This window comes from Roseofilum sp., from assembly GCF_982964205.1.
The window spans coordinates 1-26,509 of record NZ_CEZBFX010000006.1 but is presented as its reverse complement, the minus strand read 5'-3'; the positions used below and the strand labels follow the sequence as shown (position 1 = coordinate 26,509).

Here is a 26,509-nt window from a genome sequence, read left to right as displayed (position 1 = left end):
ATAGATCAATAGAAAACCCAAGTTGAAAACATCCATGACTAAACAATCCTCCTCTTTTTCTTCACATCCAGCACTCTCGATTGCCGTTATTGGGGGTGGGGTGTGGGGGCAAACCCTCGCTCAACTCGCTCGAGATCGCCGCCATCACGTCACAATTTGGTCTCGTCGCGGCGCTCTCCCCCTCTGTGAAGCTCTTGCTGGTGCTTCCCTGGTTCTGAGTGCTGTTTCGATGAAAGGGGTAAAACCTGTCATTGAGCAAGTTCAAACTTGTGGTCTGAACCCTTCTACTGCGATCGTCACGGTTACTAAAGGCCTCGATCCGAGCGATCGCATCACGCCCTCCCAGCTCTGGCAAAATGCTTTTCCTGAGAATAGCGTCGTTGTTTTAGCTGGGCCGAACCTCTCCAAAGAAATTAATCAAGGTCTCCCTGCTGCCACCACTGTTGCCAGTCGAGACCCTCAAGCAGCCCAATGGGTGCAACAAGTCTTTTCCTCCACCCGGTTTCGCGTCTACACTAATGACGACCCCCTAGGGGTAGAGCTGGGAGGAACCTTAAAAAACGTTTTGGCGATCGCCGCTGGAGTCTGTGATGGTCTACACCTGGGAACCAACGCCAAAGCCGCCTTACTCACACGGGGCTTAACTGAAATGATCCGCATTGGCACTCATTGGGGAGCCAAACCCGAAACCTTCTACGGACTCTCCGGTTTAGGTGACCTATTAGCTACCTGTAATAGCCCCCTCAGCCGCAACTATCAAGTCGGCTATCAACTCGCCAAAGAAAAACCCCTATGGGAAATTCTCGACCATCTGGAGGGAACCGCAGAAGGCATTAATACGACACAAGTTTTAGTTCAATTGGCGCAAATTCATCACATTCCTATCCCGATCTGCACTCAAGTTGATTTACTACTGCAAGGGAAAATCAGCCCCCATCAGGCGCTTCATGCCCTGATGTTAAGAGATATTAAACCTGAATCCTGATTTGAGAGCGTGAATAAGAAGAAAGATAAGGGGAGTCTAATCCAGGCTACCCCAATGTGGGCATGGGTTTCACACTTGTGAAGATCTTTTGAGCTCACAAAACTTAGTGATACAGATTAATTCAACCTTTGACCCAAGTCACTTCCCTTAAGGTAACCTCTATCTATAGTAGAGTAGACTTGCAAAAAACATTAGGATACGCAGTCGAAAGCTCAATCAATCAGGGTGCAGGATTTCATAGTCCATCTGAATTGATTCTCCTAATAAAAAAATATGAGAACTGGTTAACTTAAGGCTAAAACGCCATAAAACCGGCTTAACCGTAAACAACAGTAAGCAAAAGTTGGCAACCTTACTCCTGAGTTCTTAGAGAACCCGAATCTCTCTGGTCAAGGCCTATTCTGGCTTAGGCAGTTGAGACTCAAGTTCACTCCCTCAAAACTCAGAAAACCCGATCGAGTTGATGAAGTCACAGACCGATAGATTTATTAAAAAAATCTAAAGATTCTGTCATTCATCCCCCTATTAGGGAACCCTAATCGGATGGGAACCCTGTAAATGCTTCCCTTTCATGACTTGGAGCAACTGAGACGATGACTACGCCAGTAACTGCTTTTGGCCCGAACCCTGAATACAATGAATCCTCTACCTCTAGCTATGAGTTAGAAGCGTCGGAGGATTTCACTTCCCAAGAAGACTTGACCTCCTCAGAGACAATGGCTGAACTGGAAATGGAGTCTACGGAATCCCGTAACCGGCCAACCTCAGTCAACCGTCGCACAACGGATTTAGTCCGGTTGTATCTCCAAGAAATTGGCAGAGTCCACTTGCTCGGTCGCGATGAGGAAGTTGCAGAAGCTCAACAAGTCCAGCGCTATATTCAACTGATCGAATTACGCAATCAAGCTGGACAATCGGAAACTGGGCCGATTCAAGAGTATGTGCGGTTAATGGAAATTCGCGATCGCCTCACGTCCCAGCTTGGACATCGGCCCAGTTGGGAGCGCTGGGCAGAAGTTGCTCAAACCGATGTGGCAGCCCTTAAAGTAGCTTTGGTCGAAGGGAAACGCCATTGGGCACAGTTAGCTGGATTAACGGTGGCACAGTTAGATGAAATGCAATCGGCTGGCCTGAAATCGAAAGACCACATGATTAAGGCGAACTTGCGTCTGGTGGTCTCAGTGGCCAAAAAATACCAAAATCGGGGTTTAGAGTTGCTGGATTTGGTTCAAGAAGGAACCTTGGGACTAGAACGAGCAGTAGAAAAATTTGACCCCACCAAAGGGTATCGCTTTAGCACCTATGCCTACTGGTGGATTCGCCAAGGGATTACGCGGGCGATCGCCACCCAAAGCCGAACGATCCGCCTACCGGTCCACATTACCGAAAAACTCAATAAGATCAAAAAAGCCCAACGGAAACTTGCCCAAGATAAAGGGCGCACCCCTACTATCGAAGATTTAGGGGCAGAACTAGACATGACCCCAGGCCAAATTCGAGAAGTGCTGTTGCGGGTTCCTCGCTCAGTATCCCTGGAAACCAAGGTGGGTAAGGATAAAGATACAGAACTGGGAGAACTTCTAGAAACAGATAGTATCTCCCCTGAAGAATCCTTAATGCGCGAATCCTTACAACAAGACCTGCGCCACCTGATGGCAGACTTAACCAGTCGGGAACGAGATGTCATTCAAATGCGTTTTGGCCTTGGTGATGGTCATCCCTATTCCTTAGCTGAAATTGGCCGCGCCCTAGAACTCTCTCGCGAGCGCGTCCGGCAAATTGAGGCCAAAGCCTTACAAAAGCTCCGCCAACCTAAACGCCGTAACCGAGTTCGGGATTATCTCGAATCTCTCAGTTAACTGCCTCCGCGTTTTTTACTCGGTCATCACTCATTCGATCCTAAATCAGTCGGGAAAGACCTTTCCCGACTTTTTTTGCTCTAATGTATTGACAATTATTTTCAACAAAGTTATAGTAACTCTTGGTGTTCTCCGAGTAAAGATTCGACAGAGAAGAGGAAGGAATCTTCTTCTCTGTCATCTGTTCTTTTGAATGGAGATGGCCCAGAGTTGTCCCCCACTAGACTAAGAACTCTTCTCAAAAGATGCCTAAAAACTATGCTACTGTAATAGCAGTTTTAATCGATTAAACAGTTACAGGGCAAAGCATGTCAGAGACGGTGGTGTTGAACCTAGAAGAGGTGAGCAAACAATTTGACCCAAAGAGAGGATTTGTGGTCAATCAGGTTAGTTTCGCCTTAAAGGAAGGGGATATTTTAGGCTTGGTAGGGCCTTCAGGATGTGGAAAAACGACCTTACTCCGGTTGATTGCTGGATTTGAGCAACCGGTTGGGGGCAAGATTGAATTACGGCGACAAGAGGTGGGAACGGCTCGTTTTTCTGTGCCTCCTGAAAAGCGAGATGTGGGCATTGTGTTTCAGGATTATGCCTTATTCCCCCATCTAACCGTGGCAGAAAATATTATCTTTGGCTTGAAGCATCGTCGAGGCTCGGGGACAGGAACGGTTGAAAAACGGCTCTTAGAAGCCCTGTCCCTGGTGAGCTTAGAAGGACTCCAAAACCGCTATCCTCACCAACTCTCTGGGGGACAACAACAACGAGTTGCCCTGGCTCGCGCTCTAGCACCAGAACCCACCATCGTCCTTTTGGATGAACCCCTGAGCAACCTAGATATTCAAGTGCGAGTGCGCCTGAGATCCGAGATTCGCCGCATTCTCAAAGCGAGTGGCATATCTGCTATTTTTGTCACACACGATCAAGAAGAAGCGCTGTCTATTTGTGATGGGGTGGGCGTGATGCACAACGGACAACTCGAACAAATTGGGCCGCCAGAAATCATTTACCGTCATCCTCAAACTCGGTTTGTCGCAGAATTTGTCACTCAAGCCAATTTTATCCCTGCTCGTCGCAACGGTTCCCAATGGGATACGGAAATCGGTTCATTTTTTGTCCCTGACTCAGAAGACTTAGAGCAAGGAGATTTAATGATTCGCGAAGAGGACATTCAGCTAAAACCAGATGAAAACGCGATCGCCAAAATCGGCGATCGCCAATTTCTCGGTCGCGAACATCGTTATACTTTGCACACCTCCTCCGGACTAGAACTCAAAGCCAGAAGTAACACCATTAACCCCCTACCCATCGGTACAAAAGTCAACCTTCAAGTGAGAGCTAAAACCTGGCAAATCTTCCCCACGATAGGGAGATAGGGGGAAGCGGAGACCCGGTCACCTACCGTTGTCATTTTTTAAAACTTGTTGGATTTTGCCGGAAAAGCAAGCACAATAGAATCAAGATCCCTGTAAACCCTCATCAACCCTATCGCTATGAGTAAACCCTTTCCAGTTTCTCGATCCAGACTGCCGGGTTTAATTGCAGCCGTTACTCTAAGTTTAATGGCAACTTCAGCGGAAGCTGTGATCTTTGAACCCCCAGAAGATCAAGCTCCCGACTCCACATTAGGGGGAGGAGCGCGCGATCCCCAGCAGTGCGTTTCAGTCCAAGAAGGTTCATCACCCATCACTCCCCTACTTCCAAAGACCCAGATCGGTTTTACGGTTGCTGAAAGGCCAACGATTTATATCTATGTTCCCCAAATTTCAGCTCAACAGGTATTTTTTAGTCTACAAACCGAGACCGGAGAACAGCATTTTGAGCACCAAATGAAGTTACCAGAAACCTCTGGAATTATTGGCGTGCAACTGCCAGAAGATGTACTCCCCTTAAAAGAAAACGTCAATTATCGATTTGAATGGGCAACTCTAGACCAGTTTTTTCGCCATCGTCCCCTAGAAAAGCCAGAACAACGGATTACCACCATCACCATTGACGATCGCGATATTCAGGAACTGGGAACTTGGCCGCTCAGTGATGGTACATTAGCGCAAATTATTTCTATCCTCAATCAACATCATCCGAGGGTGATTGGTTTAGATTTATATCGCGATCTACCGGTTGCTCCAGGAACCGAAGAATGGATGGAGGTCATCGATCAAACGCCCCATTTAATCGGGATTAAAAAAGCAGTAGGAGAAGGAGTTGCCCCCCCTTCTGCCCTAGAAGAAAACCAGCAAGTTGCCCTAGCAGATTTAGTGGTAGATGCTGATTCTAAAGTCCGACGAGCGCTGATTGTCTCTTTGGATGAAAAGGGACAATTATTGCCAACTTTAGGAGTACGAACCAGTTTAGATTATTTGCATGGGGAAGAGATTGAATTAAAAACTATTGATTCAGACCGTCGGTTTTACGGGTTAGGAAAAGCAGAATTTCGTCCCTTAACCTCCAAAAATGGCAGTTATCGCAAAGCAGATTTAGGGGGCTATCAAATTGTGCTCAATTATCGGGGAACTCCAGATCAATTTGAGTCTCTGAGTATGATGAAATTACTGCAAGGGGACTTCGATCCCGAATTAATCCGCGATCGCCTCATTCTCATTGGCTCAGTGGCTCACAGCACGAATGATTTTTTTCATACTCCCTACAGCAATCGCAATCAGGAGACCTCTGAGCCGATGCCTGGGGTGTTTATTCATGCCAATATTGCTAGCCTGATGTTAAGTGCTGCCCTAGATGGCCGGCCTTTAACTTCAGTATTCTCTCTACCTTTGAAAGGCCTGTGGGTATTATTTTGGTCTGCGATCGGAGTGCTGTTGAGTTATACACTGCCTCAAATTAAACTTTCAGCCACCTACAGTTTTCCCGGTCTCACGATTATAGCGGTCAGTACTAGTGGAGGGGGAATAGTTTTGTGTGGCTATGGTGCGTTTTTGATTGGATGGTGGATTCCGGTGATTATTCCCCTCTTTGCTTTGACGGTTGCCGCCATTCTAGGCACGAATAGCCGCTATCAAAGACAATTACAACAGGCTAATGTGCAATTACAAGACTATTCCCAGACTTTAGAGGAAAAAGTGCGCGATCGCACTCAAGAATTGGAACAAGCTAAAATTGCAGCCGATAGTGCTAATCAAGCCAAAAGCGAATTTTTAGCCAATATGAGCCATGAACTTCGTACTCCCCTAAATGGCATTTTAGGCTATACACAAATTCTTCAAAGGTCAGATAATCTCCTCAATTCTCAACTGGATGGGATCGATATTATTCATCAATGTGGGTCACACTTACTGACCTTAATTAAGGATATTTTAGATTTATCGAAAATTGAAGCGAGAAAGCTCGAACTAGAAAACAAATACTTTCATTTTCCCTCATTTCTGATGGGGATTGTCGAGATGTTTCGCTTACGAGCAAAACAAAAAAATATTGAATTTCTATATCAATCCGATCCTTGGCTTCCCGTCGGTATTTATGCAGATGAAAAACGTCTTCGACAAGTCCTCATTAACTTGCTGGAAAATGCAATCAAATTCACCGATCGAGGACAAGTGATTTTCAAGGTCAAAAATATGTCTTTGGGAGAGGGAGATCGTCCCAATCAAATCTTCAATAATCAAAACGTCAGCATTCACTTTGAAATAGAAGATACTGGTATTGGCATGAATGCTAAAGCTAAGGTATTTTCTACCGATCAAGAAGAAAGCTTGAAAGTCGGTGGAAATGCATTTTTACCGAAGCCGGTACAAGTTGATTTGTTGTTTGTTTATTTGCGACAATACTTGCATTTAGAATGGATTCATGAAAATAAAGAATCGGTTTATTTGGAAGTAAAAGTACAGAAGATGATCTCTCATTCCTCAGAGAATAATGGGCATGAAGAACAGATAATTTTTCCAGAACAGGAGATATTAGAAAAATTACTGGATTTAGCCCTTAGAGGTAATATTCATAGTCTGCGGAAAACGGCGATTGCTCTGCAAGACAAGAATTCCATCTATGTCCCATTTGCCCTGAAGCTCCAACAGTTCGCCGATAATTTTCAAGTGAAAGAAATTCGCACTTTGATTCAATCCGGCTTAAATACAGAAGTTAAACGTTGACCTGGAAGTAAAATTAAATACTTTACATGAATTGAAGCATTTTACTCAATTATAGCTAGTCTAAATGAGTTGTGCAACTGATCCTTACAGCGCAAAGCGCTGTATTGAGGTACAGTATTTAATCTATGGGTTAGAATTGTCATTGCGACCGGAGGGAAGCAATCGCCAAGATTGGGTGATTTTGCGATTGCTTCATTCCACTTCGTTCCATTCGCAATGACTGATCTCTAATGATACTGTCCTCCGTTACAGCGCAAAGTGCTGTAACTGCTATCATAGATAAAAATCAAATTTTCTCTGAAGTAAATTAAATGTCAAAACTTGATACATTCCCTCCAAAGTCTGAAAAAATACAGGAATTAGAAGAGTTTATTTCTAAAGGTTATTATAAAATCTTGCGTAAAGCCAAATTAACCTAGCAGAAAGCGAACCAAGAAAACCGGCAAAAAAATCCGGAATTCATTGAGAAAAGGAACAAATAATTAGCGACCATTTTAACAGATCATAGAAGCGAAGAGATGAAAAAAACTTTTAAGAAAGTATAATCAAGGATTGTCATAGAAGGAATGGTTAATCACCTGCGAACGTTTTGTCCCGTATGCTCCAGAAGAGAATCGAGTAGAAGGAATTTGGCTACAGGTGAATAATTTTATTAGACGCTTTTATTCCTTCTGCAAAAACCTCAAAATAGTTAAACATTTGTTCCAATTTTTTTGATATGAAACTGTTCAATCCCCCGAGATTGGAAAAATACAATGTATTTGCACAACTCATTTAGGTTTGCTATATAATGGAATGATTGTAAAGAAGGAGAGTGTCAAATGCCATTGACTGAACTTATGTTACAAATTCAAGATTTATCCAAATGTGATAAGCTTCTATTGATGCAGTTTATAGCCACAGAATTGGTCAAAGAAGAAAAGTCTGATGTCTTTGTAGCTAACCAAGAATATCCAGTATGGTCTCCGTACAATTGCTCTGAGGCTGCCAATGTTTTAATGAATCTTCTAGAGACCAAGAAACAAGAAACACTTTCAGTTAGATTAACAGGAAATTTGGCTCGCCATGAAGCTCATGCAATAATTGTCAATGCTCAAGTTAGTTCATTTCCAAGGGTTGATCTAGCATTCGCTTAGACACAAGCACCTGATGTGCCTTTAATTTTGGGACAGGCTAATTTCTTTTTTGAATTTGATGTCTGTTTTTTTCGTGGGCGTTCTGAATTTGAAGTTTGTTATAAAAAAGTTTAAAATGCTATAATCGAATAAGTAATAATGACATAATCTAGATGATCGATCGCTCTTGGCAAAAAGTAGATGGGATTATACAACTGGGACATCAGGTGGCTTCTGGCACTGCATTAGATAGCCCTTATCCTAGGGGTACAATAGAAATGCAGACTCCCTTCTTCAAAGCATTAGGTCTAGATTTAACCCCATTCTTCCCAGGAACATTAAATATTGCCATTAGTCCTAAAACTTTCGAGTTAGTCGAACCTGAATTTACCTTTAGATCTGTAAATTGGACAGAGCATACTCTACCTGAAGATTTTTCCTTTTCACGCTGCCGCGTGTCATTTCAAGATCAAAAATATGACAGTTTGATCTATTATCCCCATCCTGAAACCAAGATCCGCCACTTTCATAATCCATCTATTCTGGAAATCCTTGCACCGTTGATCTCGGAAATCAGATATGGCTCTAGAGTAGAAATCGAATACAACCCGTTAGAAATCAAAATTAATCCTTGATTATTGAATGACTTGATATTAGAGTTAACATGAAAAGATACCCTGATCTTATTCTTCAGGAAATTAGAAATGGAGACAACATAGTGTTTCTCTCTTGTATGAGGTACGGCTTGAAGCCTTAGACTCTAAGCCATACAAGCTATTGCCTAGCATGAAGCGCTATATCGATATTTTTATAGACAGTAGACCGGCTGAAAATTGGGGGTAAACTCAAGAAGTGAGTATTTATGGAAAGAGGCAGCACTTATGGCAGTAACGTCTTTTAAAAACCCCATTAAATTTGGTACAGATGGTTGGCGAGGGGTCATTGCGGCAGATTTCACCATGGAACGGGTGGCTGAAGTTGCCCCGATCGCCGCCCAGATTTTAGAAGAAGTTTATGGAGATCGCAGCAATCGTACCGTAATTGTGGGCCACGATCGCCGGTTTTTAGCGGAAGAATTTGCCCAAGTTGCTGCTGAAGCCATTCAAAATGCAGGTTTTAATGTGCTGCTCGCGAATACTTACGCCCCAACCCCCGCCTTCAGTTGGGCAGCGAAAGAAAAAGGTGCCCTCGGTGCAATTGTCATGACAGCTTCCCATAACCCCGGTAAATATCTCGGCTTAAAAGTGAAAGGAGCCTTTGGCGGTTCTGTCTCCCCAGAAGTCACCCAAAAAATAGAAGCGAAACTCGGCCAAACCCTCCCCCCTGCTCTAAAACCGGGAACCCTAGAGTCGTTTGATCCTTGGCCTTCCTATTGTGAGATTTTACGTTCTAAAGTGGATATTGGAGCCATTCAATCCGCCATTATCCAAGGTAAATTAACCGTGTTTGCCGATGTCATGCATGGAGCAGCCGGAGGAGGATTGGCGCAAATTTTAGGGGTCGATATTCGAGAGTTAAATAGCGATCGCGACCCCCTGTTTGATGGCGGTGCGCCCGAACCTCTGCCCAAATATTTACCTCAATTATTAGAGGATATGAAGAACTTTTCCACCTCTGGAAAAAGTTCAGACTTAGTCACCGGTTTAGTCTTTGATGGCGATAGCGATCGCATCGCTGCCATAGATAAAGATGGCACATACATGAGTACCCAAATTCTGATTCCTGTTCTGATCGAACATTTAGCTACCCGACGGGGGTTCACAGGAGAAGTTGTTAAAACCATCAGTGGCTCAGATTTAATGCCCAAAGTGGCACAACTGTATAACTTATCCGTCCATGAAACGGCGATCGGGTATAAATATATTGCCGATCGCATGTTAGAGAATTCCGTCCTCATTGGCGGGGAAGAATCCGGTGGTGTTGGCTATAACACCCATATTCCCGAACGGGATGCCCTGCTTTCCGCCCTCTATGTTCTCGAAGCCGTGGTGCAATCGGGGCAAAATCTTGGCTATCTATATAGTCAACTGCAAGAAAAAACCGGATTTTCCTCCATGTACGATCGCATCGATCTCCCCTTAGCCAGCATGGAAGTGAGATCGCGTCTTGTACAAGAATTAGAAACCAATCCCCTCACCAAAATTGCGGGTAAAGCTGTTACCGACTGCAATACCATTGATGGTTACAAATTCCGATTAGCCGATGGCAGTTGGCTCCTCGTTCGTTTTAGCGGAACCGAACCTGTTTTACGTCTTTATTGTGAAGCCGCCACCCTAGAAAACGTCCATGACACTTTAAATTGGATTAAAGATTGGGCGAATACCTTCACTTAAATTCCCCGTCTTGATAACGCTTGACTCAGACAAGGGGCTTGAAGCTCCTTGTCTCCTTTTAGAGTAGCGTTAACTGCATTTTGGCTAGAATTTACTGATAACGCACGATCGAGGTCTCACCTGATGACTCAAGCAACGATTCCAGAAACCCAAGCGATCGCTCCCCAGCCCCAAGAAACTCAAGAGCATCTATTCACCTTTGAGGAGTATCTAGAATATGAAGGAGAACCGGATGTTTGCTATGAATTACACCGAGGAATACTAATCCCTATGTCCGCATCTACCCATTTACACACCCAGATCTGTAAGTTTCTAGTCTACTACCTGCAACGTTTTTTTGCCGAGGCTAACTTAGATCTAGTTGCTAATCCCCTAGGAACGGGTGTGCGAACAGAAAAAAACTCTTCTCGAATTCCAGATGTTGTTGTTTGTAGCCAAGAGATTTGGGAGCAAGTGGCTGATCGCCAAGGGGCAGGAGTATTAGACTTTGCGGAAAAACCAATCTTGGTGGTGGAAGTGGTTAGCACCAATCGTCGGGATGATTATGTGGTTAAACGCAATGAATACGAACTAGCAGAAATTGCGGAATATTGGATTATTGACCCCAAAAAGAAACAGGTGCGCGTGTTTACCAATCCGACCAATGAAGAAGGATATGAGTATACTGACTTTAAAGAAACGGACACAGTGGTATCTCCTCAGTTTCAAGACCTCGTTTTATCTGTGCAAGAACTGCTCAATCCTCCCCTAGTAGAAGGCTTGATTAAAGCCGAGCAAGAGAAACTCAAAACCCTAGAGCAAGAAGCTCTGAGCGAGCGCCAACGGGCAGAAAAATTAGCCGATCGCTTACGGGAACTGGGCATCGATCCCGATGAATTAGAATAATGGAGTAGAAACACTCGCCAGTGCCACACTTGCAAGTGTTTCTGGTTCCCTATCTATAACTGTTCCATGAAATCTTTGGTCGTCGCCACAGGCAACCCCGGTAAATTAGAAGAAATCAAAGCCTATTTTGTGGGGTTAGATATCCACTTTCTGCCCAAACCCCCAGAATTAGACGTTGAAGAAACGGGGGATACCTTTGTAGAAAATGCTTGCTTAAAGGCTTCAGAAGTGGCTAAAGCAACCGGAGAATGGGCGATCGCCGATGACTCTGGACTCGCCATTGATGCTCTGAACGGCGCTCCGGGCATTTATTCCGCTCGTTATGGCAATACGGATACCGAACGGATTGAACGAGTTCTCAAGGAATTAGCCAATGAAGAGAATCGCCGCGCTCACTTTGTTTGTGCGATCGCCCTTGCCGATCCCTCTGGAAACATCATCCTCAGTAGTGAAGGCATTTGTCCCGGCGAAATTCTCCATGCTCCCAGAGGAAATGCTGGCTTTGGCTACGATCCAATTTTCTATCTCCCCCAACATCAACGTACCTTTGCCGAATTTACCCCAGAGATGAAACATCACCTTTCCCATCGAGGGGAAGCCTTTAAACTCTTTTTACCCCCATTTCAACAGCTATGGCAGTAAACCATTAACCCGAAAACTAAACACTAAGCGCCCAGAGCAATTTTCCCTGAGCGCGATGCCTGAGTGTTAGTGGTGAGAAGTTTCGTAAGATGTTATCTAGAAGCCATTGAGCGGTAGACCTCTAGGTGAGGATAAGGCTAGTATCACCTATTATGTAACTAGATCCATGAAAATCCTCACCAACTAGCCAACTGCGGTTACTCTCTGAGATTAGAGCTTAGATTGCCTCTAAATTAGACTCTCCCGTTCTGATCCGAACCACCCTTTCCACAGGAGAAATAAAGATTTTTCCGTCTCCGATTTCACCTGTACGAGCAGCGCTGATGATCTTATCAACGACAATATCCACTTGAGCATCCTCAACCACCACTTCTAACGAGAGTTTTTGCAGAAACTCAACCGTGTATTCAGAACCCCGATAGCGCTCGGTTTGACCCTTCTGCCGTCCGAAACCCCGAACTTCAGAAACCGTCATCCCCACGATACCAGCATTGACTAAGGCAATTTTAACTTCATCCAGTTTGAATGGACGGATAATTGCTTGAATTTTTTTCAACGTTTTAACTCCTTAAGGGTTCGTTAATCAAATAGACTGGACTAGGACTGCATTTTACTATCACCCGTTGGCAATAGAATTTTGTTACCTATTTTACGAAATTTACTTCGGATTGCCTTGGTGAATCAAGGGACGCACAATCAGAAAGCTTGCTGTTGCAGCCATACCCGCAATAGCAAAGATGGCGATCGCCAAACCCACACCATTGAGATCCGATGAGCGTTCTGGAGCGCTAGGATGGGGATAGGGGCGTTGCTGCTCCTCACTAAACAACGGTAAATCCTCTGGAGGCGGAGGTAAATCAACAGGAGAATCACGATCTTCGGGTTCTGGTGGGGGTGGAAGAGTTGAATCCACTTTCGGCTCTGGCGTAAACTTCGGTTCCGGGATAAAGGCTTCTTGAGGAGCTGGGGGAGGGGGCGCAACCGGTATACTTGGCTCATAGGCATGGGCAATCTGTTGCAGACGTACCACCGATCTAACCAACTGCTCAATTTCTCCCCGTAACTGTTGATTTTGTTGAATCAGTTGTTGATTCTGTTGTTTTAGACTCTCCAGCATTACTTGCTTTTCTTTCACCTCACTGGCTAAATCCCGATACACTGAAATCGGTACAGATGGCGAATACTTCTGAGAAGCCATTGGGCTGGCGGTTTGGCTCTGCGTGGATTCAGAAGGCTTTGCCGGCTTTCGGGGAGGAGGTGTATAAGGTAAAGAAGTCATAAGCTTTTACCGAGGATCGTACTTGTTATTAGAGCAATAATCGGTCGGATTCGTCAAGAACTGAGCCTTATACCCTGGATCGATTAATTTTCAACCCTTTCTTTCTCTACTTTTGTGCCACTATGACTTGTCAGACTTACTTCAATCTTCTCCTTTCGCGCCGCGATTATAGCGTTAAAGAACTGGAAAAGAAGGCTCAGGAAAAGGGCTTTTCCCTTGAGGAAATTGCGGAGACAATCGCCCACTTACAGAGTTTAGGGTATCAATCCGATCGTCGATTAGCCAGTACCCTGATTCAAAGCGGCAAAGGAAAATATGGTAAAGCTGCCCTTCGTCGCAAATGCTTAAGCAAAGGTATTTCCTCAGAAACCTTTGAACAGGCTTGGGATGAACAACCCGAACCCCCAGACACTTTAGCCGAAACCCAAGACTTACAAACTAAGGTAGAACGCAAATATAAAATTACTGATTGGGCTAACCTCGATCCTCAAACCCAAGCCAAAGTCTACCGCTATTTGCAATATCGTGGATTTAATGCAACTGAAGTCTTGGCTTATTGGCGAGAAAGAATCCATTAAAGAGTAAAGAGTAACATGGGTCAAGTCAAAATCCAATTGATTGACAGACCTGTTATACTAGATCCCAGAATAAAGGTTTGAGAGTCCTGGGGGTAACGATCCTTAGGACTTTTTTTTTCTTCAAGGCTTCAAGAGTGGTCACCGATGTAGAGAGATCGCCCTTTGTCCGAGTTCTAGACCCAAAATTTAGATCGCCCAATCTAGAGCAATTGCAAAACTACTGGCATTTTTCCCATCCATACTGCGAGCAATAGGCAGCCAAACCCACACCGATATATCCAGAACAATTGATTTCTAAGGCTTTCCCTTTGCCTTTTCCCTAGCACGAAGCGCTGTATAATGCGGAAATGTTACGTCGCCAGATGCATAGCTCAACTCAAAACAACCTATGGATGTTACCAACCTTGCTGCCCAGCTTAATGCTGGAGCCATATTACCAGAGGGAATTGTTATTCTAACCTTATTGGTCGTAGTGATTACAGACCTAATCGGTGGGCGCAACGCCTCAAACTGGACTCCCTATATCGCGATCGCCGGATTGTTAGCCTCCATTGGCGCTCTCGTTCTCCAATGGGACCTCACCAACCCAGTCGCCTTCTTTGGCGGATTTAACAGTGATGCCCTAAGTATGGTCTTTCGGGGCACGATTGCCCTCTCTGCGGCGCTCACCATCCTCATGTCCATCACCTACGTCCAAGAAACAGGAACCGCTTTAGGCGAATTTCTGATGATTCTGCTCACCGCTACCATTGGGGGGATGTTCCTCTCTGGAGCAGATGAATTAGTCACGATCTTCGTCTCCCTAGAAACCCTCAGTATTGCGTCCTATTTGCTGACGGGATATATGAAACGTGACCCCCGCTCCAATGAAGCGGCCTTAAAATATCTGTTAATTGGAGCCTCAAGTTCTGCCGTATTTCTTTATGGGAGTTCCTTACTCTATGGCTTATCCGGTGGAGAAACCCAATTAGGGGAAATTGCCAAAAGCTTTGCGCAAAATCCCAACAGTCCGGCGATCGGTCTTGTCATTGCCCTCGTCTTCATTATCGCCGGTATCGCCTTCAAAATCTCCGCCGTCCCCTTCCACCAATGGACTCCCGATGTTTATGAAGGCTCCCCCACCCCCGTCGTTGCCTTTCTCTCCGTTGGCTCAAAAGCGGCTGGCTTTGCCCTCGCCATTCGCCTCCTCGTCACCGCTTTCCCCTCCGTCTCCGAGCAATGGCACTTTGTCTTTACCGCCCTTGCCATCTTCAGCCTCGTCTTAGGAAACGTTGTCGCCCTCGCCCAAACCAGCATGAAACGGCTGTTAGCCTACTCCTCCATCGCTCAAGCGGGTTTTGTGATGATTGGGTTCCTCGCCGGAACTGAAGCCGGATATGCCAGCATGATTTTCTATCTCCTGGTTTACCTCTTCATGAACCTGGGCGGCTTTACTTGCGTGATCCTATTCTCTCTGCGAACCGGAACCGATCAAATTAGTGAATATGCCGGTTTATACCAAAAAGATCCCCTAGTCACCCTCGGATTAAGCCTGTGCCTATTATCTCTCGGTGGTATTCCTCCTCTAGTTGGTTTCTTCGGCAAAATTTATCTCTTCTGGGCAGGTTGGCAAGCCGGTTTGTATACCCTTGTCTTACTCGGATTAATCACCAGTGTTGTTTCCATTTACTACTATATCCGCGTTGTCAAAATGATGGTGGTTAAAGAACCCCATGAAATGTCGGAATCTGTAGAAAATTATCCCGAAATTCAATGGAATATCCCCGGATTACGTCCATTGCAAGTCGGTTTAATTGTTTCCCTATTAGTAACTTCCCTAGGTGGTATTTTCTCCAATCCATTATTTACTCTAGCGAATGATGCGGTCATCAATACTCCCCTGTTGCAAGCTTCCACCCCTGCGGTTGAATCCATTGCCCAGTTAGATATTACAGATTAGGATTACAGCACTTGGTGCGGTCATGATACCCCCTTTATGCATCCCCGTGTTCATCCATTTCAGAGTCGAGAATAGGGGTTGGGGGGGATCGCCATCTACCACATACCTGTCCAAACTGCTGTATGATAACCTTATCCTAGAACTAGCCGCTTCCCCTTAGGAGGAGGCGGTTTTTCATTGCCGAGTCAAAGTTGCTATACTTAGGGAAGAGACCCAGCATGGGAGGAACCTGGTGATGCTTACGTTAATTGCTTTGGATCGTCCTTCAGTCGTTGCGGTGAGTATTGAAGGTAAAATTGAGCGCGAGGACATCGAAAAAATCAGTCAAGCGATTGAAGAGAAACTGCAACACTCTCCCCGTTTGCAAGCCTATGTGGAAGTCAAGCAATTGGGATGGATTACCCCTGATGCCTTGCTAGAAGATTTGAAAATTGGCTTTAATCACTTCAAGGATTTTGATAAAAAAGCTGTGGTTTGTGATGCTAAGTGGATTCAGTCTTTACTGCCTTTAGCTCGCCGCTTGTTTCCTTCCTTAGAAGTGACCTGTTTTGGTTTGTCCGAACAAGAACAAGCGCGTCAGTGGATTCTCAAGGAGTGACAAGGCAGCTCAAAGGTCGCTACAATGCCCTATTTATTAGACATCTCCTAAAATTAGGCTGTAACCCTACCGGGGTTTTAGGAGATGTCTATGACGCTTATCTGGATCTAACCGAGTTGATTACCTCGTTTGTATTGGAGATAGGCAGCTACAAACAAGCCAGCGAGAGTAATGGGAATTAAGCCCAGCACGATACCGGAAATTAGGGGTTCTACCATGGGTTTATGTTCTCCTTGTTAAGAGTGTGATGATAATGGTGTGTTTTCTATCCTATCGCTTCAGGAGCAGGTAATAAAGCTCTCCGTTGGAGTTGGTTAACCCAGCCCGATCGCCGGCTTCGCGTCCTGTCCCCATAAATACATCCACCCGTCCAGCTCCTTTAATGGCACTTCCGGTATCTTGATCGAGGACAAACCGACTCACTAGAGTGGGTTCTAGATGTCCGAGTGCATTGGGTTCGGGAAGGGGAGCATGAATGAGAGCTAGAGCGCCTGGAGGCATAATTGATTTATCGGTGGCAATAGATCGCCAAGCTGTTACCGGAACGCTTAAATTTCCGGTCGCCGCTTGTCCCTGGGTTTCCTTAAAAAAGATAAAACTTTGATTGCGGGGTAAATACTCGTTCATCTGTTCGGGGAACTGGTGGAAATAGTCGATGAGTTTCGGTAGCGTCAACGACTCTAGGGAAAATAGGCCGGCATTCACCAATTCTTTGCCAATACTGGTATAGGGATGATCGGTTTTCCCAGCATACCCGACGGTCATGACCTGGCCATTGGGGAGTTGGATCTGAGCAGAACCCTGAACATGGACTAAAAAGGCTTCCAGGCGATCGCCAAGCCAAACAATTTCTGTTCCTCTCAGGGGACTTTGCCACCCTAGGCCATTTTCTCCTTCGAGTTCGCCACGAGTAGGATGGGGTTTACTCCAGTCTTCAAAGTCGCTGGGACGAGCATAAAGGGGATACCGATATTCGGCGGTTCGGGTGAGACTTCCGGCGTAGGTGGGTTCAAAATAGCCGGTAAACCCGACGGTTCCTTTGCCATCATTGCCCACGGACTGATACCAGGTAAACTCGCGCTTTACTGCTCTCTGGAGTTCTGCCTCGCTGCGGGAAGCCACCAGAAGCTGGCGAAAGCGAATCAAAGACCGACGGACGCGATCGCGGGTAATTTCTGGATGGTTTAATTGGGTATAGTCTTCGATCGCCTTAGGGGTTTGCAAATACTGCAAACTATAATCAATGGCCCTCAAGAGCGATCGCTTATCTCCAGAAGGGCCAAACAGGCGATCGTCCCAACCTAGATTACTCTCTACGCTCTGGGTGACTTCTAGTACATCACCGGCAGGGGAGGGTAAGGGAGTCTGCCCCCAAAGTGGAGGCATCCAACTGAGTCCAGCCGCTAAAATTAGGGAGGTGACGAGGGGTTTCATAGAGACTGTTAATCATCCATAGGAGTTCGATCTATACTGCTGGTATACACCGGTTCTACCCGGATTGCTAGGATGCTATTAGGTCGAATGACCATGTATTCCCCTTCTGTCGTTTTCATGGGTACACTGACAAACTCATCACTGTCTCTTTTCTGCACTACTTCGGCAGCGTACCACTTCTGAAAGTCTTTAATGGTCGGAAAGCGTACAACTTCTCGGTGGCCTCCACTCATGAGTAAATGGACGGCATATTCATCTGGAGTTCTAGGCATGATTGTAGGATTTCAAAATAACTCACCAGACACTATTATGAGACGCGATCGCACTAAAATCACGATTTGGCGATTCGGTGAATGAATAATTATCCCTTTCGACTACAATACGCCCTTAGAGCTGGGAATTGTACTCGCTCGCCGAGGATCGATTTCCAGAGCCTTTCTCATGGAACGGGCAAAAGCCTTAAAGGTAGCTTCAATAATATGATGGGAGTTGATGCCATCGAGTTGACGGATATGGAGGGTCATTTGGGAATGGTTGACCACCGCAACAAAGAACTCGCGCACCAGTTGGGTATCATAGGTTCCCACTCGTTCTGTGGGAAGAGATAAACCGTAACTCAGATGGGGTCGTCCCGAAAAGTCGAGGGAAACTTGAACGAGGGCTTCATCGAGAGGGGCAATAAAATGACCAAAGCGGACGATCCCCTTGCGATCTCCTAATGCTTTCGCCAAGGCTTGACCGAGGGTAATGCCCACATCTTCATTGGTATGATGATCGTCAATCTCCCAATCTCCCTGAGCTTCTACTTCTAGGTCAATCAGTCCATGGGATGAGATTTGATGCAGCATATGGTCGAGAAACGGTATTCCCGTTTTGGCACTACATTTGCCCTGACCATCCAAATCCAACCATACTGTAACATCCGTTTCCCCAGTTATTCGATGAACCGAAGCTGTGCGATGGGTCGCATTATCACTGATTTCCATCGTTCTCTGAATTTCCGTCTACATGAGTCAATGATACAGTTCTTTGGGCGATCGCGGACAGGAAACGTGCTGGCAAATTAGGAAACCAAGCTAGGATTGATCTTTATCCGTAAACCATGTTCCTGCTGCGATCGCGATCGAAATCTTCTCGCAAGACCGAGCCAAATAATGCTAGTTCTGTCATGTGTAAGTTGGGTTCATTAGCCTGGAGCGTAGCGAACTCAACCTACACACATCTACTAACTATGAACTATTAACTCTCATCACATGCCCATGATTTCATATCCGGCATCGACATAAATAACCTGTCCTGTAATTCCACTTGCCAGATCGCTACAGAGAAAAGCGGCTGTATTTCCGACTTCCGTTTGCGTCACCGTGCGTCGGAGAGGAGCAATTGCTTCCACATGCTTAATCATGTCCAAAATGCCGCCAACGGCTGAAGAAGCTAAGGTGCGAATGGGGCCAGAAGAAATGGCATTGACGCGAATATTTTGGGGCCCTAACTCAGCAGCCAAATAGCGCACACTCATTTCTAAACCGGATTTGGCGATACCCATAACATTGTAATTGGGGATCACCTTCACTCCTCCCAAATAACTCAGGGTGACAATAGAACCGCCTTCAGCCATACAGGACTTAGCCTGAGCGCATAACTGAGTTAAAGAATAGGTACTAATTTCCAGCGCTTTGAGAAAACCAGACCGTGTCGTGTCGCTAAACTCTCCACTGAGTTCGTCTTTACCCGCAAATGCTAAAGAATGAATCAGAATATCCAGATGTCCCCATTCCTTTTTCACCGTCTCGAACATCTCGGCCACCTGAGCGTCATTCTGTACATCACAGGGCAGAAATAGACTCGGATTGAGGGGCGAAACTAAATCTTCAACTTTTTTACGGTAGCGGTCTTTTTCGTCAGGCAAATAGGTAATTCCTAAGTTAGCTCCAGCTTGATGCAGTTGTTGCGTAATTCCCCAAGCGATGGAGCGGTTATTGGCAACTCCCAAAATCAGCGCGTTTTTTCCAGTTAAGTTGAGCATGATGGTTTGATCGTCGATAAAATCTAGCTGAGATACCCCACCTTGGTGCAGAATGCTCCTTTGTCGGGTCTATTGGCATCATCTCATACAGACTGACGGCCCGATCTGGGTTGAAGAGATTTTTTTGCATCGAATTTTCCACGAACCGGCGCAGATTCGTTAAACTCATACCTATCTATCCCTGACGAAGAGAGCGGCTTTAGTTAAAAACTCCGTTAAATTTCTTTTAAGGCCAATAGTGGAAGGTGATAGACTGCTCACCAGATCACTTGGTTGGAGAGCGAGATTGCTCCGCAATGCTATCGCGATCGCACAGTCACACATTAGAAGTAAGGCAATATGATACTCAGTGATGACAAACCCCTAGCGGCTATGTTTCGCCAAATCAGTGGCGGTGGTTTTCCCCCAGTGGTGGAAAGCTTTGAGCGTGGTAAAACGATCTTTTTTCCGGGCGATCCAGCCGAGCGGGTTTATTTTCTGCTCAAAGGGGCGGTTAAACTCTCTAGGGTTTATGAAGCTGGAGAAGAAATTACCGTGGCTCTGCTCCGGGAAAATAGTGTCTTTGGGGTGTTGTCCTTGATTACGGGCCATCGCTCAGATCGGTTTTACCATGCTGTGGCGTTTACTCCAGTGGAATTGCTTTCCCTGCCTATCGATCGGGTAGAGAAGACGATTCGACAAAATCCAGATCTGTCGATGGTGATGCTACAAGGTCTTTCTTCTCGGATCTTACAAACGGAGATGATGATTGAGACTTTGGCCCACCGGGATATGGGATCGCGACTGGTGAGTTTTTTGTTAATTTTGTGCCGAGATTTTGGCATTCCTGCGGAGGATGGGATTACCATCGATCTGAAACTGTCTCACCAAGCGATCGCCGAGGCGATCGGTTCTACGCGAGTAACAGTAACCCGTTTGCTTGGTGATTTACGGGCCGAAAAAATGATTTCTATCCATAAGAAGAAGATTACGGTACATAATCCGGTAGTTTTGAGTCAACAGTTTGCTTAAATTGAACTCAGGGATGAATTCTAGTATTTTGGGCGATCGCTTTGACAACAATGGGCTAGGCTATATCTGAATCTTGGATCGTTTCTAGCTACCCATGACTATTGGCATTATTCTGATTGTCTCGATTTTATTTTTAGGGGGTTTACTCGCTACCCTAGGCGATCGCCTAGGTACAAAAGTGGGTAAAGCCAGGTTAAGTTTGTTTAAACTTCGCCCCCGACAAACTGCCATTTTAGTCACGATTGTTACGGGAACCTTGATTTCTGGATCCACCCTAGGGATTCTGTTCGCCATGAGTCAGCCCTTGCGCCGAGGCATTTTTGAGTATGATGAAACCCAGCGTAAACTCCGTCAAGCCCGTCGAGACCTCCAGTCTACTGAAGCTCAAAAGGCACAAATTGAAATTGACTTAGCTCAGGCACGAGCAGAACGGGAATTAGTAGAGCAGAATTTAGATAATCTCAATGCTAGTTTGCAGACCATTATTACTCAGAAGTTGGCAACGGAAGATAATCTGAAAAAAACCCAAGCTCAGTTAAAAGAAGTTCAAAATAACTTTGAGCAAACCCAAGGCCAGTTACGAGACATTCAAGATAATTTTGAGCAAACCCAAGGCCAGTTGCAGGAAATCATGGGTAAATTTCAACTCGCCCAAGATCGACTGCAAAAAGTCACGGTTCAAACTGAAACTCTACGATCGGAATTGGATCAATTAAGAGAAGAGCGGCAAGAACTTATTCGTCAGCGCGATGAGGTTCGGTCTCAAATTGCTCAACGGGATGCAGAAATTGCCGAGCGCAATGAGCTAATTGCCGAGCGCGATCGGGAAATTGAGAATCAAAATAAGGAAATTGAGGATCGCAATCAAGTGATTGAAGAGCGGGAGGGGCGATTAAAGGAACTGGAAAAACAACAAAAATACTTAGAGCGACAAGTGAGAATTTTTGAGCAATATTACCAAGATTACCAAGATTTACGACAAGGGAATTTAGCCTTACTTCGAGGACAAATTCTGGCTTCTGCGGTGGTAGAAGTGCTTGAGGATCGAGGTTCCGTGCAAGCGGTCAATCGGTTATTGGAAATTGCCAATCAATTTGCTAGAGAACAGGTGAAACCGGGAACAGGAGAGCTAAATGAGCAGGTCATTCAAGTTACTCCAGAACAAGTTGAACAGTTACAAGAACAAATTTCCGATGGTCAAGAATATGTAGTCAGGCTGTTATCCGCAGGCAACTATATTCGCGGAGAATCGAATGTGGAATTTTTTGCAGATGTGGCATTAAACCAAGTGGTTTTTGAGGCTGGAGAAGTGATTGCCACAGGAAGAGCAAATGGCGCAACGATGAATGAAGAAGAATTACTCGAACAAATCGGAATTTTAATTGAGTCTTGTCGCTTTCGGGCCCGTCGAGGCGGGATTTTAGAAAGCCGCTTACAAGTGGGAGATGGCTCACCAGAGACATTGATAGATTTTGTGCAGAAAATTCAAGAAAACCCGACACAAATCTCGATTCAAGCGATCGCCTTGGAAACTACCTATACTGCAGGCCCGCTACAGATTGATTTAGTTGCTTTTGCTGGCAATGAAGAAGTATTTCGTACATCCTCTCTGTCTGCTCCGTAGGGCCTGCCGATCCCTCTATAGAAGAAACTGGAGAGGGACAGTAAGAAAAATCCCCTTTGGAAAGGGGCGTTAGGGGGATAAAAGTGTACCACATAACATCGAAAAATGCTGTATACAGCGCGAAGCGCTGCTATGAGGTACATTGTTGATCATAGATTCGAGTTGTCATTGCGACCGCAGGGAAGCAATCGCCAAGATTTGGGGATTTTGCGATTGCTTCATTCCACTTCGTTCCATTCGCAATGACTGATCTCAATGATACTGTACTCCGTTACAGCGCAAAGCGCTGTAAGTTAAGATATAGTCAATTCAAATAACAGTGAGACATTTTTGTAGGGGCGAAAAATTTTTCGCCCCTACATATACCGTCATTGTAGACACTCTTAGAGTGTCTCAGTGTTAATTGAATCAACTATAATTCAATTCCCATCTGCAATACCACTTGCTAAAATACCTAAAATTTTATTCACATCTTTAAGATAATACTCACTTAAATCAATACTCAGTTGTTTTTCATCTAATTTCAAGAATTGCCAAATACTACCCGTCGTTACTGCACCGTAAATCGTATTAATATAGTCAGCCGAATCTTCTAGACTTAATTCATGGGTTGCATTAAACATTTGAGCAGCTACCATTGCTGCTGCACATTGACCTAAACCTGCATTAATATTTTCTTTCTTCGCTTCCACCACAATAATAACTGGTGTTGTAACAATTAGAAGCTCTGGAGATTGGGTAATAATAAAGTCGCAAATACCATTGAGACCTCGCGCATCATCCACCGTAAAATCAACTCCAGAAAACAGATTGATTTTCTCCTTTAGCTGCCGGCGTAGATCTACTAATATTGGTGAAATAATTAATTCAGAACGGGCTTTTTCGCTATTGCTGCCCAAGGCAATCGGCTGATTATAATTTAAAATATCGATCAGTAGATCGCTCGCTGTCAATTCTGGAGATTCAGCAAAAATATCGCTTTGCTCGAATGTAATTAAGCCAAAGTCTTGTTTTACTTTTGCTAAGGTGAATTCACGATAAGACATGACATGAGATCATAAAATAATGAATAGTACGGTGCGATCGCCACTTTTTTTTGAGAGTGACCATGCTGGGTAACGAAAAGCTCAGAACTTAGGGTTTAGAATCGGGCTAGTTCTAGGGTGAATTCAGGTAGAATCGTTTCTCCTGATAGTATACTGGGTAACCCCACGGTTTCTATGGGTTGATTGGGGCGATAGATTTGGACTTGTTGGTTTTGAGGGTCGATAAGCCAACCCAGTTTTAAGCCAGCATCTAAGTATTCCTGCATTTTCTCTTGCAGTTGAGTCAAGGAATCAGTGCGAGAGCGCAATTCTATGACAAAATCAGGACAGATTGGAGCGAATTGTTCTTGTTCTTCTAAGGTTAGGGTTTCCCAGAGATCGTTGGCTATCCAAGCGACATCGGGGGAGCGTTTGCCACCATTGGGCAAGATAAAAACGGTGGAGGAGCTAAAGACTTTCCCTAGTTGAGTTTGACGATTCCATAACCAAACATGGCCGTTTAAGTCAGATTCTCGGTTGCCATTGATGCTACCAACGGGAGACATAATCAGAAGTTCTCCTTGGGCTGTTTGTTCGAGTTGATATTGTTCGTTGGTTTGGCAGAGTTGATAGAATTGTTCATCACTTAAATGAACGGTTTTTAGGTTTAAGGTAATGGGTTTTGCGGTAATCATGTCATATCAATGCTTCGTATCGTCAAGTTACTGTAATTTATTATTATAGTGATTCTCTCTTCTATGAAGTATAGCTTGAAGCCTTAGACCCTAAGCAATACAAGCTATTCCCTATTGCCTATTTAGCGCGAAGCGCTATAGTCTTTTGAGGCGATAGCTTTAGCCCAACTGACGTTAGGAATTTATCTTCCGAGAGGAGGGTGCGATCGCTCTCCCCTTGACGGGAGCAGAAGTAGGGGGAGGGAGTTGCGATCGCACCCAAGCTTGCACTTGGTACTGAAGCCGATTGAGCAAAACTTTCCATCCCGGATCGGTAGAGGGAGCTGGAGGAAGCAGCGGTAAAGAGGGTTGATGGGGTTTGATATAGGCGCGAATATGAATGCCAGAATAAACCGTGGGATCGCTACAGCAGGGGCATTCCAGACCTTCAAACATCACCCGATCCTGTTTTTGAGCTAGTTTTTCCGATCCGGTTAAATAGGCAAATAAATCTTGAGGGTGCAGGGTTTGCAAAGGTCGTTTGCAACTGCTGCACCAAAATCGAGGATGCGATCGCACTCGTTTCATGACTGCGGTGGAAAAAGGAATACTGATTAATCCACCGGAAATAAAAGCTGCTAATGTGGCTAAACCGGAGGGCCCGGTTATAGACTGTACGAGGATAAAGACTAAGGGTAGAGCGACTAAGGCAGTAGACCAAAGCACGACTTCTGCTAAATCGGAACTTAACAGTACAAAGCTAATAAAAGTAGCGATACACCCAATCATTACCAGGATCGCCACTCCCACATAGGCTGTAGGAGAAACGGCTGCTACCAGTAACATTAAGGAAGAAACTAAACAAAACGATCCCCAATACACTTGTTGATAGGCTTGACTGTATTTCGGCGTGCCTTTATACGGATACCAGAAAAAATCAATCGGTTTTTGGGAACGACCTTGAGGTTTAATCAGTACCGGTACTCGACCGATGCGATAGGCTTTAAAGTACATCAGTGCAGAAAGCGCAAATCCCAAACTAGTCACCAGGCTAATCATACCCAGTTGTAAGGGAATAAAAGCGATCGGGTTTGGGAAATGTTCAAGTCTGAGCAGTCCGGTTAAACTGAAATCAGTCATATGAGGATTCTGGTCTAGAGATCTCTTGAGGGTGTAGCTGAATTTTAAGAGGATTTGGGGATCAGTGCCAAATTTTAATCAAGTTGGTGTTAAGTTCTGGGAGTTTTGAGCGTGGTTGAATATCCTATTCCTACTTTTTTTAACCCTGATAAAGTCTCTGAAGTTTGGCGAGTCCCTTATCAGGAACGGGCAGATCGGGCGAGACATTGGGCGCAAGAGCAGGGTATTTTGCCAGCGTCTGACGATCGCCTGCGGGTTTGTCTCTTGGCGATCGATGTGCAAAATACCTTTTGTTTACCAGAGTTTGAGTTATTTGTTGGTGGTGCATCAGGAAAGGGTGCGGTGGAAGATAACCAACGTTTGTGTGAGTTTATTTATCGCAACTTGGGAACTCTGACGGCGATCGCTCCTACTCTCGATACTCACACGGCGATGCAAATCTTCCATCCTCTCTTTTGGATCGATGAAGCTGGAGAGCATCCTACCCCTGCGGTAACTAACATTACCTTAGAAGCAGTTCGGGAAGGGCATTGGAAAGCGAATCCGGCTGTAGCTCAGTCTATTATGGGCGGCGATCGAGAAGCTCTACAAGCCTATGCCTTGCATTATGTGCAAACTCTCAGCGATGAGGGCAAATATCCACTGACGGTTTGGCCCTATCATTCCATGTTAGGAGGCATTGGTCATGCCTTGGTTTCTTCAGTGGAAGAGGCGATTTTTTTCCATAATTTGGTGCGCCATAGCCAAACCTTGTTCGATTTAAAGGGCAATCATCCCTTAACCGAGAATTATTCAGTGTTGCGTGCGGAGGTGTTAACAGGAGTAAATGGGGAGGCGATCTCTTCTAAAAATGAGTCCTTTCTCAATACCCTCTTCAGTTTCGATCGCCTGATTATTGCCGGTCAAGCGAAAAGTCATTGTGTCGCTTGGACAGTTTCTGACTTACTGACGGAAATCCTAGCTCACGATCCCCAATGGGCGCAAAACGTCTATCTTTTGGAAGATTGTACCTCCCCCGTGGTTGTCCCTGGAGCCGTCGATTTTACAGAACAAGCTAATGCTACATTTGCACGATTTGCGGCTGCGGGAATGCATCGGGTGATGTCTACTCAACCGGTGGAAAGTTGGCCTCAGTGGTGAGCAGGACATGGGAGAATCAGGGAATGGGGGCATAGGGACTTTTAAGCAAAGAATAGTTTACAGATTACCAATGATACCAAATCCGGATAGTATGGGAAAGAGAAAGTCACACTGGCCACCAATGA

The 26,509-nt window shown here is 45.2% G+C and carries 24 protein-coding genes and 1 pseudogene; 15 read left to right on the top strand and 10 right to left on the bottom strand.

What is annotated here, in order from left to right; translation table 11 throughout:
* Positions 1-34 precede the first annotated feature (34 nt).
* The 9 genes and pseudogenes from AC3A14_RS03000 to rdgB all read left to right on the top strand — a co-directional run bounded on the left by AC3A14_RS03000 (position 35) and on the right by rdgB (position 11,916).
* Positions 35-985, top strand: coding sequence for an NAD(P)H-dependent glycerol-3-phosphate dehydrogenase (locus tag AC3A14_RS03000; RefSeq protein ID WP_318731548.1), 951 nt, complete (start codon positions 35-37; stop codon positions 983-985).
* Between the two features lie 593 nt (positions 986-1,578).
* Positions 1,579-2,844, top strand: coding sequence for an RNA polymerase sigma factor SigC (gene sigC / locus AC3A14_RS02995; RefSeq protein ID WP_318698306.1), 1,266 nt, complete (start codon positions 1,579-1,581; stop codon positions 2,842-2,844).
* Positions 2,845-3,152: 308 nt separating this feature from the next.
* Complete coding sequence (locus AC3A14_RS02990; RefSeq protein WP_318731547.1) at positions 3,153-4,214, top strand: ABC transporter ATP-binding protein; 1,062 nt, start codon at positions 3,153-3,155, stop codon at positions 4,212-4,214.
* 117 nt (positions 4,215-4,331) lie between these two features.
* A complete protein-coding gene (locus AC3A14_RS02985; RefSeq protein ID WP_318731546.1) occupies positions 4,332-6,941 on the top strand; it encodes a CHASE2 domain-containing protein in 2,610 nt (869 codons plus the stop codon).
* An 821-nt stretch (positions 6,942-7,762) separates the two neighbouring features.
* Positions 7,763-7,969: pseudogene (locus AC3A14_RS02980) on the top strand (hypothetical protein); the annotation flags it as partial.
* A gap of 260 nt (positions 7,970-8,229) precedes the next feature.
* On the top strand, positions 8,230-8,691 hold the full coding sequence (locus AC3A14_RS02975; RefSeq protein WP_318731544.1) for a hypothetical protein: 462 nt from the start codon (positions 8,230-8,232) through the stop codon (positions 8,689-8,691).
* Positions 8,692-8,937: 246 nt separating this feature from the next.
* A complete protein-coding gene (locus AC3A14_RS02970; RefSeq protein ID WP_318701997.1) occupies positions 8,938-10,389 on the top strand; it encodes a phosphoglucomutase/phosphomannomutase family protein in 1,452 nt (483 codons plus the stop codon).
* Between the two features lie 123 nt (positions 10,390-10,512).
* Complete coding sequence (locus AC3A14_RS02965) at positions 10,513-11,274, top strand: Uma2 family endonuclease (protein WP_318731543.1); 762 nt, start codon at positions 10,513-10,515, stop codon at positions 11,272-11,274.
* Between the two features lie 66 nt (positions 11,275-11,340).
* Positions 11,341-11,916 (top strand): RdgB/HAM1 family non-canonical purine NTP pyrophosphatase, encoded by a 576-nt coding sequence (rdgB, locus tag AC3A14_RS02960; RefSeq protein ID WP_318701995.1) that lies wholly within the window; start codon positions 11,341-11,343, stop codon positions 11,914-11,916.
* Positions 11,917-12,133: 217 nt separating this feature from the next.
* On the opposite strand, the gene AC3A14_RS02955 is transcribed toward rdgB, so the two are convergent.
* Positions 12,134-12,472, bottom strand: coding sequence for a P-II family nitrogen regulator (locus AC3A14_RS02955; protein WP_318701994.1), 339 nt, complete (start codon positions 12,470-12,472; stop codon positions 12,134-12,136).
* 102 nt (positions 12,473-12,574) lie between these two features.
* Positions 12,575-13,195 (bottom strand): hypothetical protein, encoded by a 621-nt coding sequence (locus AC3A14_RS02950; RefSeq protein ID WP_318731542.1) that lies wholly within the window; start codon positions 13,193-13,195, stop codon positions 12,575-12,577.
* Between the two features lie 122 nt (positions 13,196-13,317).
* On the opposite strand from AC3A14_RS02950, the gene AC3A14_RS02945 reads away from it, so the two are divergent.
* The 3 genes from AC3A14_RS02945 (at position 13,318) to AC3A14_RS02935 (ending at position 16,310) form a co-directional block, all read left to right on the top strand.
* Positions 13,318-13,773 carry a regulatory protein RecX gene (locus AC3A14_RS02945; protein WP_318701992.1) on the top strand — a complete coding sequence of 152 codons (456 nt, stop codon included), beginning with the start codon at positions 13,318-13,320 and terminating at the stop codon, positions 13,771-13,773.
* Positions 13,774-14,161: 388 nt separating this feature from the next.
* The gene (locus AC3A14_RS02940) at positions 14,162-15,712 is read left to right on the top strand and encodes an NAD(P)H-quinone oxidoreductase subunit N (RefSeq protein WP_318731541.1); all 1,551 of its coding nucleotides are present in this window, start codon (positions 14,162-14,164) and stop codon (positions 15,710-15,712) included.
* Between the two features lie 235 nt (positions 15,713-15,947).
* Entirely contained in the window at positions 15,948-16,310 is a 363-nt protein-coding gene (locus AC3A14_RS02935; RefSeq protein WP_318701998.1) for a SpoIIAA family protein, read from the top strand.
* 107 nt (positions 16,311-16,417) lie between these two features.
* On the opposite strand, the gene petG is transcribed toward AC3A14_RS02935, so the two are convergent.
* The 5 genes from petG to fabI all read right to left on the bottom strand — a co-directional run bounded on the left by petG (position 16,418) and on the right by fabI (position 19,770).
* Complete coding sequence (gene petG / locus AC3A14_RS02930; protein WP_271938657.1) at positions 16,418-16,528, bottom strand: cytochrome b6-f complex subunit V; 111 nt, start codon at positions 16,526-16,528, stop codon at positions 16,418-16,420.
* 52 nt (positions 16,529-16,580) lie between these two features.
* Positions 16,581-17,744 (bottom strand): murein transglycosylase A, encoded by a 1,164-nt coding sequence (gene mltA, locus AC3A14_RS02925; protein WP_487778906.1) that lies wholly within the window; start codon positions 17,742-17,744, stop codon positions 16,581-16,583.
* Positions 17,745-17,752: 8 nt separating this feature from the next.
* The gene (locus tag AC3A14_RS02920) at positions 17,753-18,016 is read right to left on the bottom strand and encodes a hypothetical protein (RefSeq protein ID WP_271938660.1); all 264 of its coding nucleotides are present in this window, start codon (positions 18,014-18,016) and stop codon (positions 17,753-17,755) included.
* Between the two features lie 102 nt (positions 18,017-18,118).
* On the bottom strand, positions 18,119-18,730 hold the full coding sequence (gene hisB / locus AC3A14_RS02915) for an imidazoleglycerol-phosphate dehydratase HisB (protein WP_318700282.1): 612 nt from the start codon (positions 18,728-18,730) through the stop codon (positions 18,119-18,121).
* A 263-nt stretch (positions 18,731-18,993) separates the two neighbouring features.
* Positions 18,994-19,770 carry an enoyl-ACP reductase FabI gene (gene fabI, locus AC3A14_RS02910; protein ID WP_318700283.1) on the bottom strand — a complete coding sequence of 259 codons (777 nt, stop codon included), beginning with the start codon at positions 19,768-19,770 and terminating at the stop codon, positions 18,994-18,996.
* 339 nt (positions 19,771-20,109) lie between these two features.
* On the opposite strand from fabI, the gene ntcA reads away from it, so the two are divergent.
* Both ntcA and AC3A14_RS02900 read left to right on the top strand, forming a co-directional pair.
* The gene (gene ntcA / locus AC3A14_RS02905) at positions 20,110-20,781 is read left to right on the top strand and encodes a global nitrogen regulator NtcA (protein ID WP_271938669.1); all 672 of its coding nucleotides are present in this window, start codon (positions 20,110-20,112) and stop codon (positions 20,779-20,781) included.
* Positions 20,782-20,875: 94 nt separating this feature from the next.
* On the top strand, positions 20,876-22,405 hold the full coding sequence (locus tag AC3A14_RS02900) for a DUF3084 domain-containing protein (RefSeq protein WP_318731539.1): 1,530 nt from the start codon (positions 20,876-20,878) through the stop codon (positions 22,403-22,405).
* A 419-nt stretch (positions 22,406-22,824) separates the two neighbouring features.
* Here the strand turns inward: AC3A14_RS02900 and AC3A14_RS02895 are convergent, their stop codons facing one another.
* The 3 genes from AC3A14_RS02895 to AC3A14_RS02885 all read right to left on the bottom strand — a co-directional run bounded on the left by AC3A14_RS02895 (position 22,825) and on the right by AC3A14_RS02885 (position 25,244).
* Positions 22,825-23,451 carry a hypothetical protein gene (locus tag AC3A14_RS02895; RefSeq protein ID WP_318700285.1) on the bottom strand — a complete coding sequence of 209 codons (627 nt, stop codon included), beginning with the start codon at positions 23,449-23,451 and terminating at the stop codon, positions 22,825-22,827.
* A gap of 95 nt (positions 23,452-23,546) precedes the next feature.
* Positions 23,547-24,125 carry a Uma2 family endonuclease gene (locus AC3A14_RS02890; RefSeq protein WP_318736259.1) on the bottom strand — a complete coding sequence of 193 codons (579 nt, stop codon included), beginning with the start codon at positions 24,123-24,125 and terminating at the stop codon, positions 23,547-23,549.
* Between the two features lie 174 nt (positions 24,126-24,299).
* The gene (locus tag AC3A14_RS02885; protein WP_318736257.1) at positions 24,300-25,244 is read right to left on the bottom strand and encodes a hypothetical protein; all 945 of its coding nucleotides are present in this window, start codon (positions 25,242-25,244) and stop codon (positions 24,300-24,302) included.
* Between the two features lie 111 nt (positions 25,245-25,355).
* Here AC3A14_RS02885 and AC3A14_RS02880 point away from each other — a divergent pair, with 111 nt between their 5' ends.
* Positions 25,356-26,384 (top strand): cysteine hydrolase family protein, encoded by a 1,029-nt coding sequence (locus tag AC3A14_RS02880; RefSeq protein ID WP_318700288.1) that lies wholly within the window; start codon positions 25,356-25,358, stop codon positions 26,382-26,384.
* Positions 26,385-26,509 lie beyond the last annotated feature (125 nt).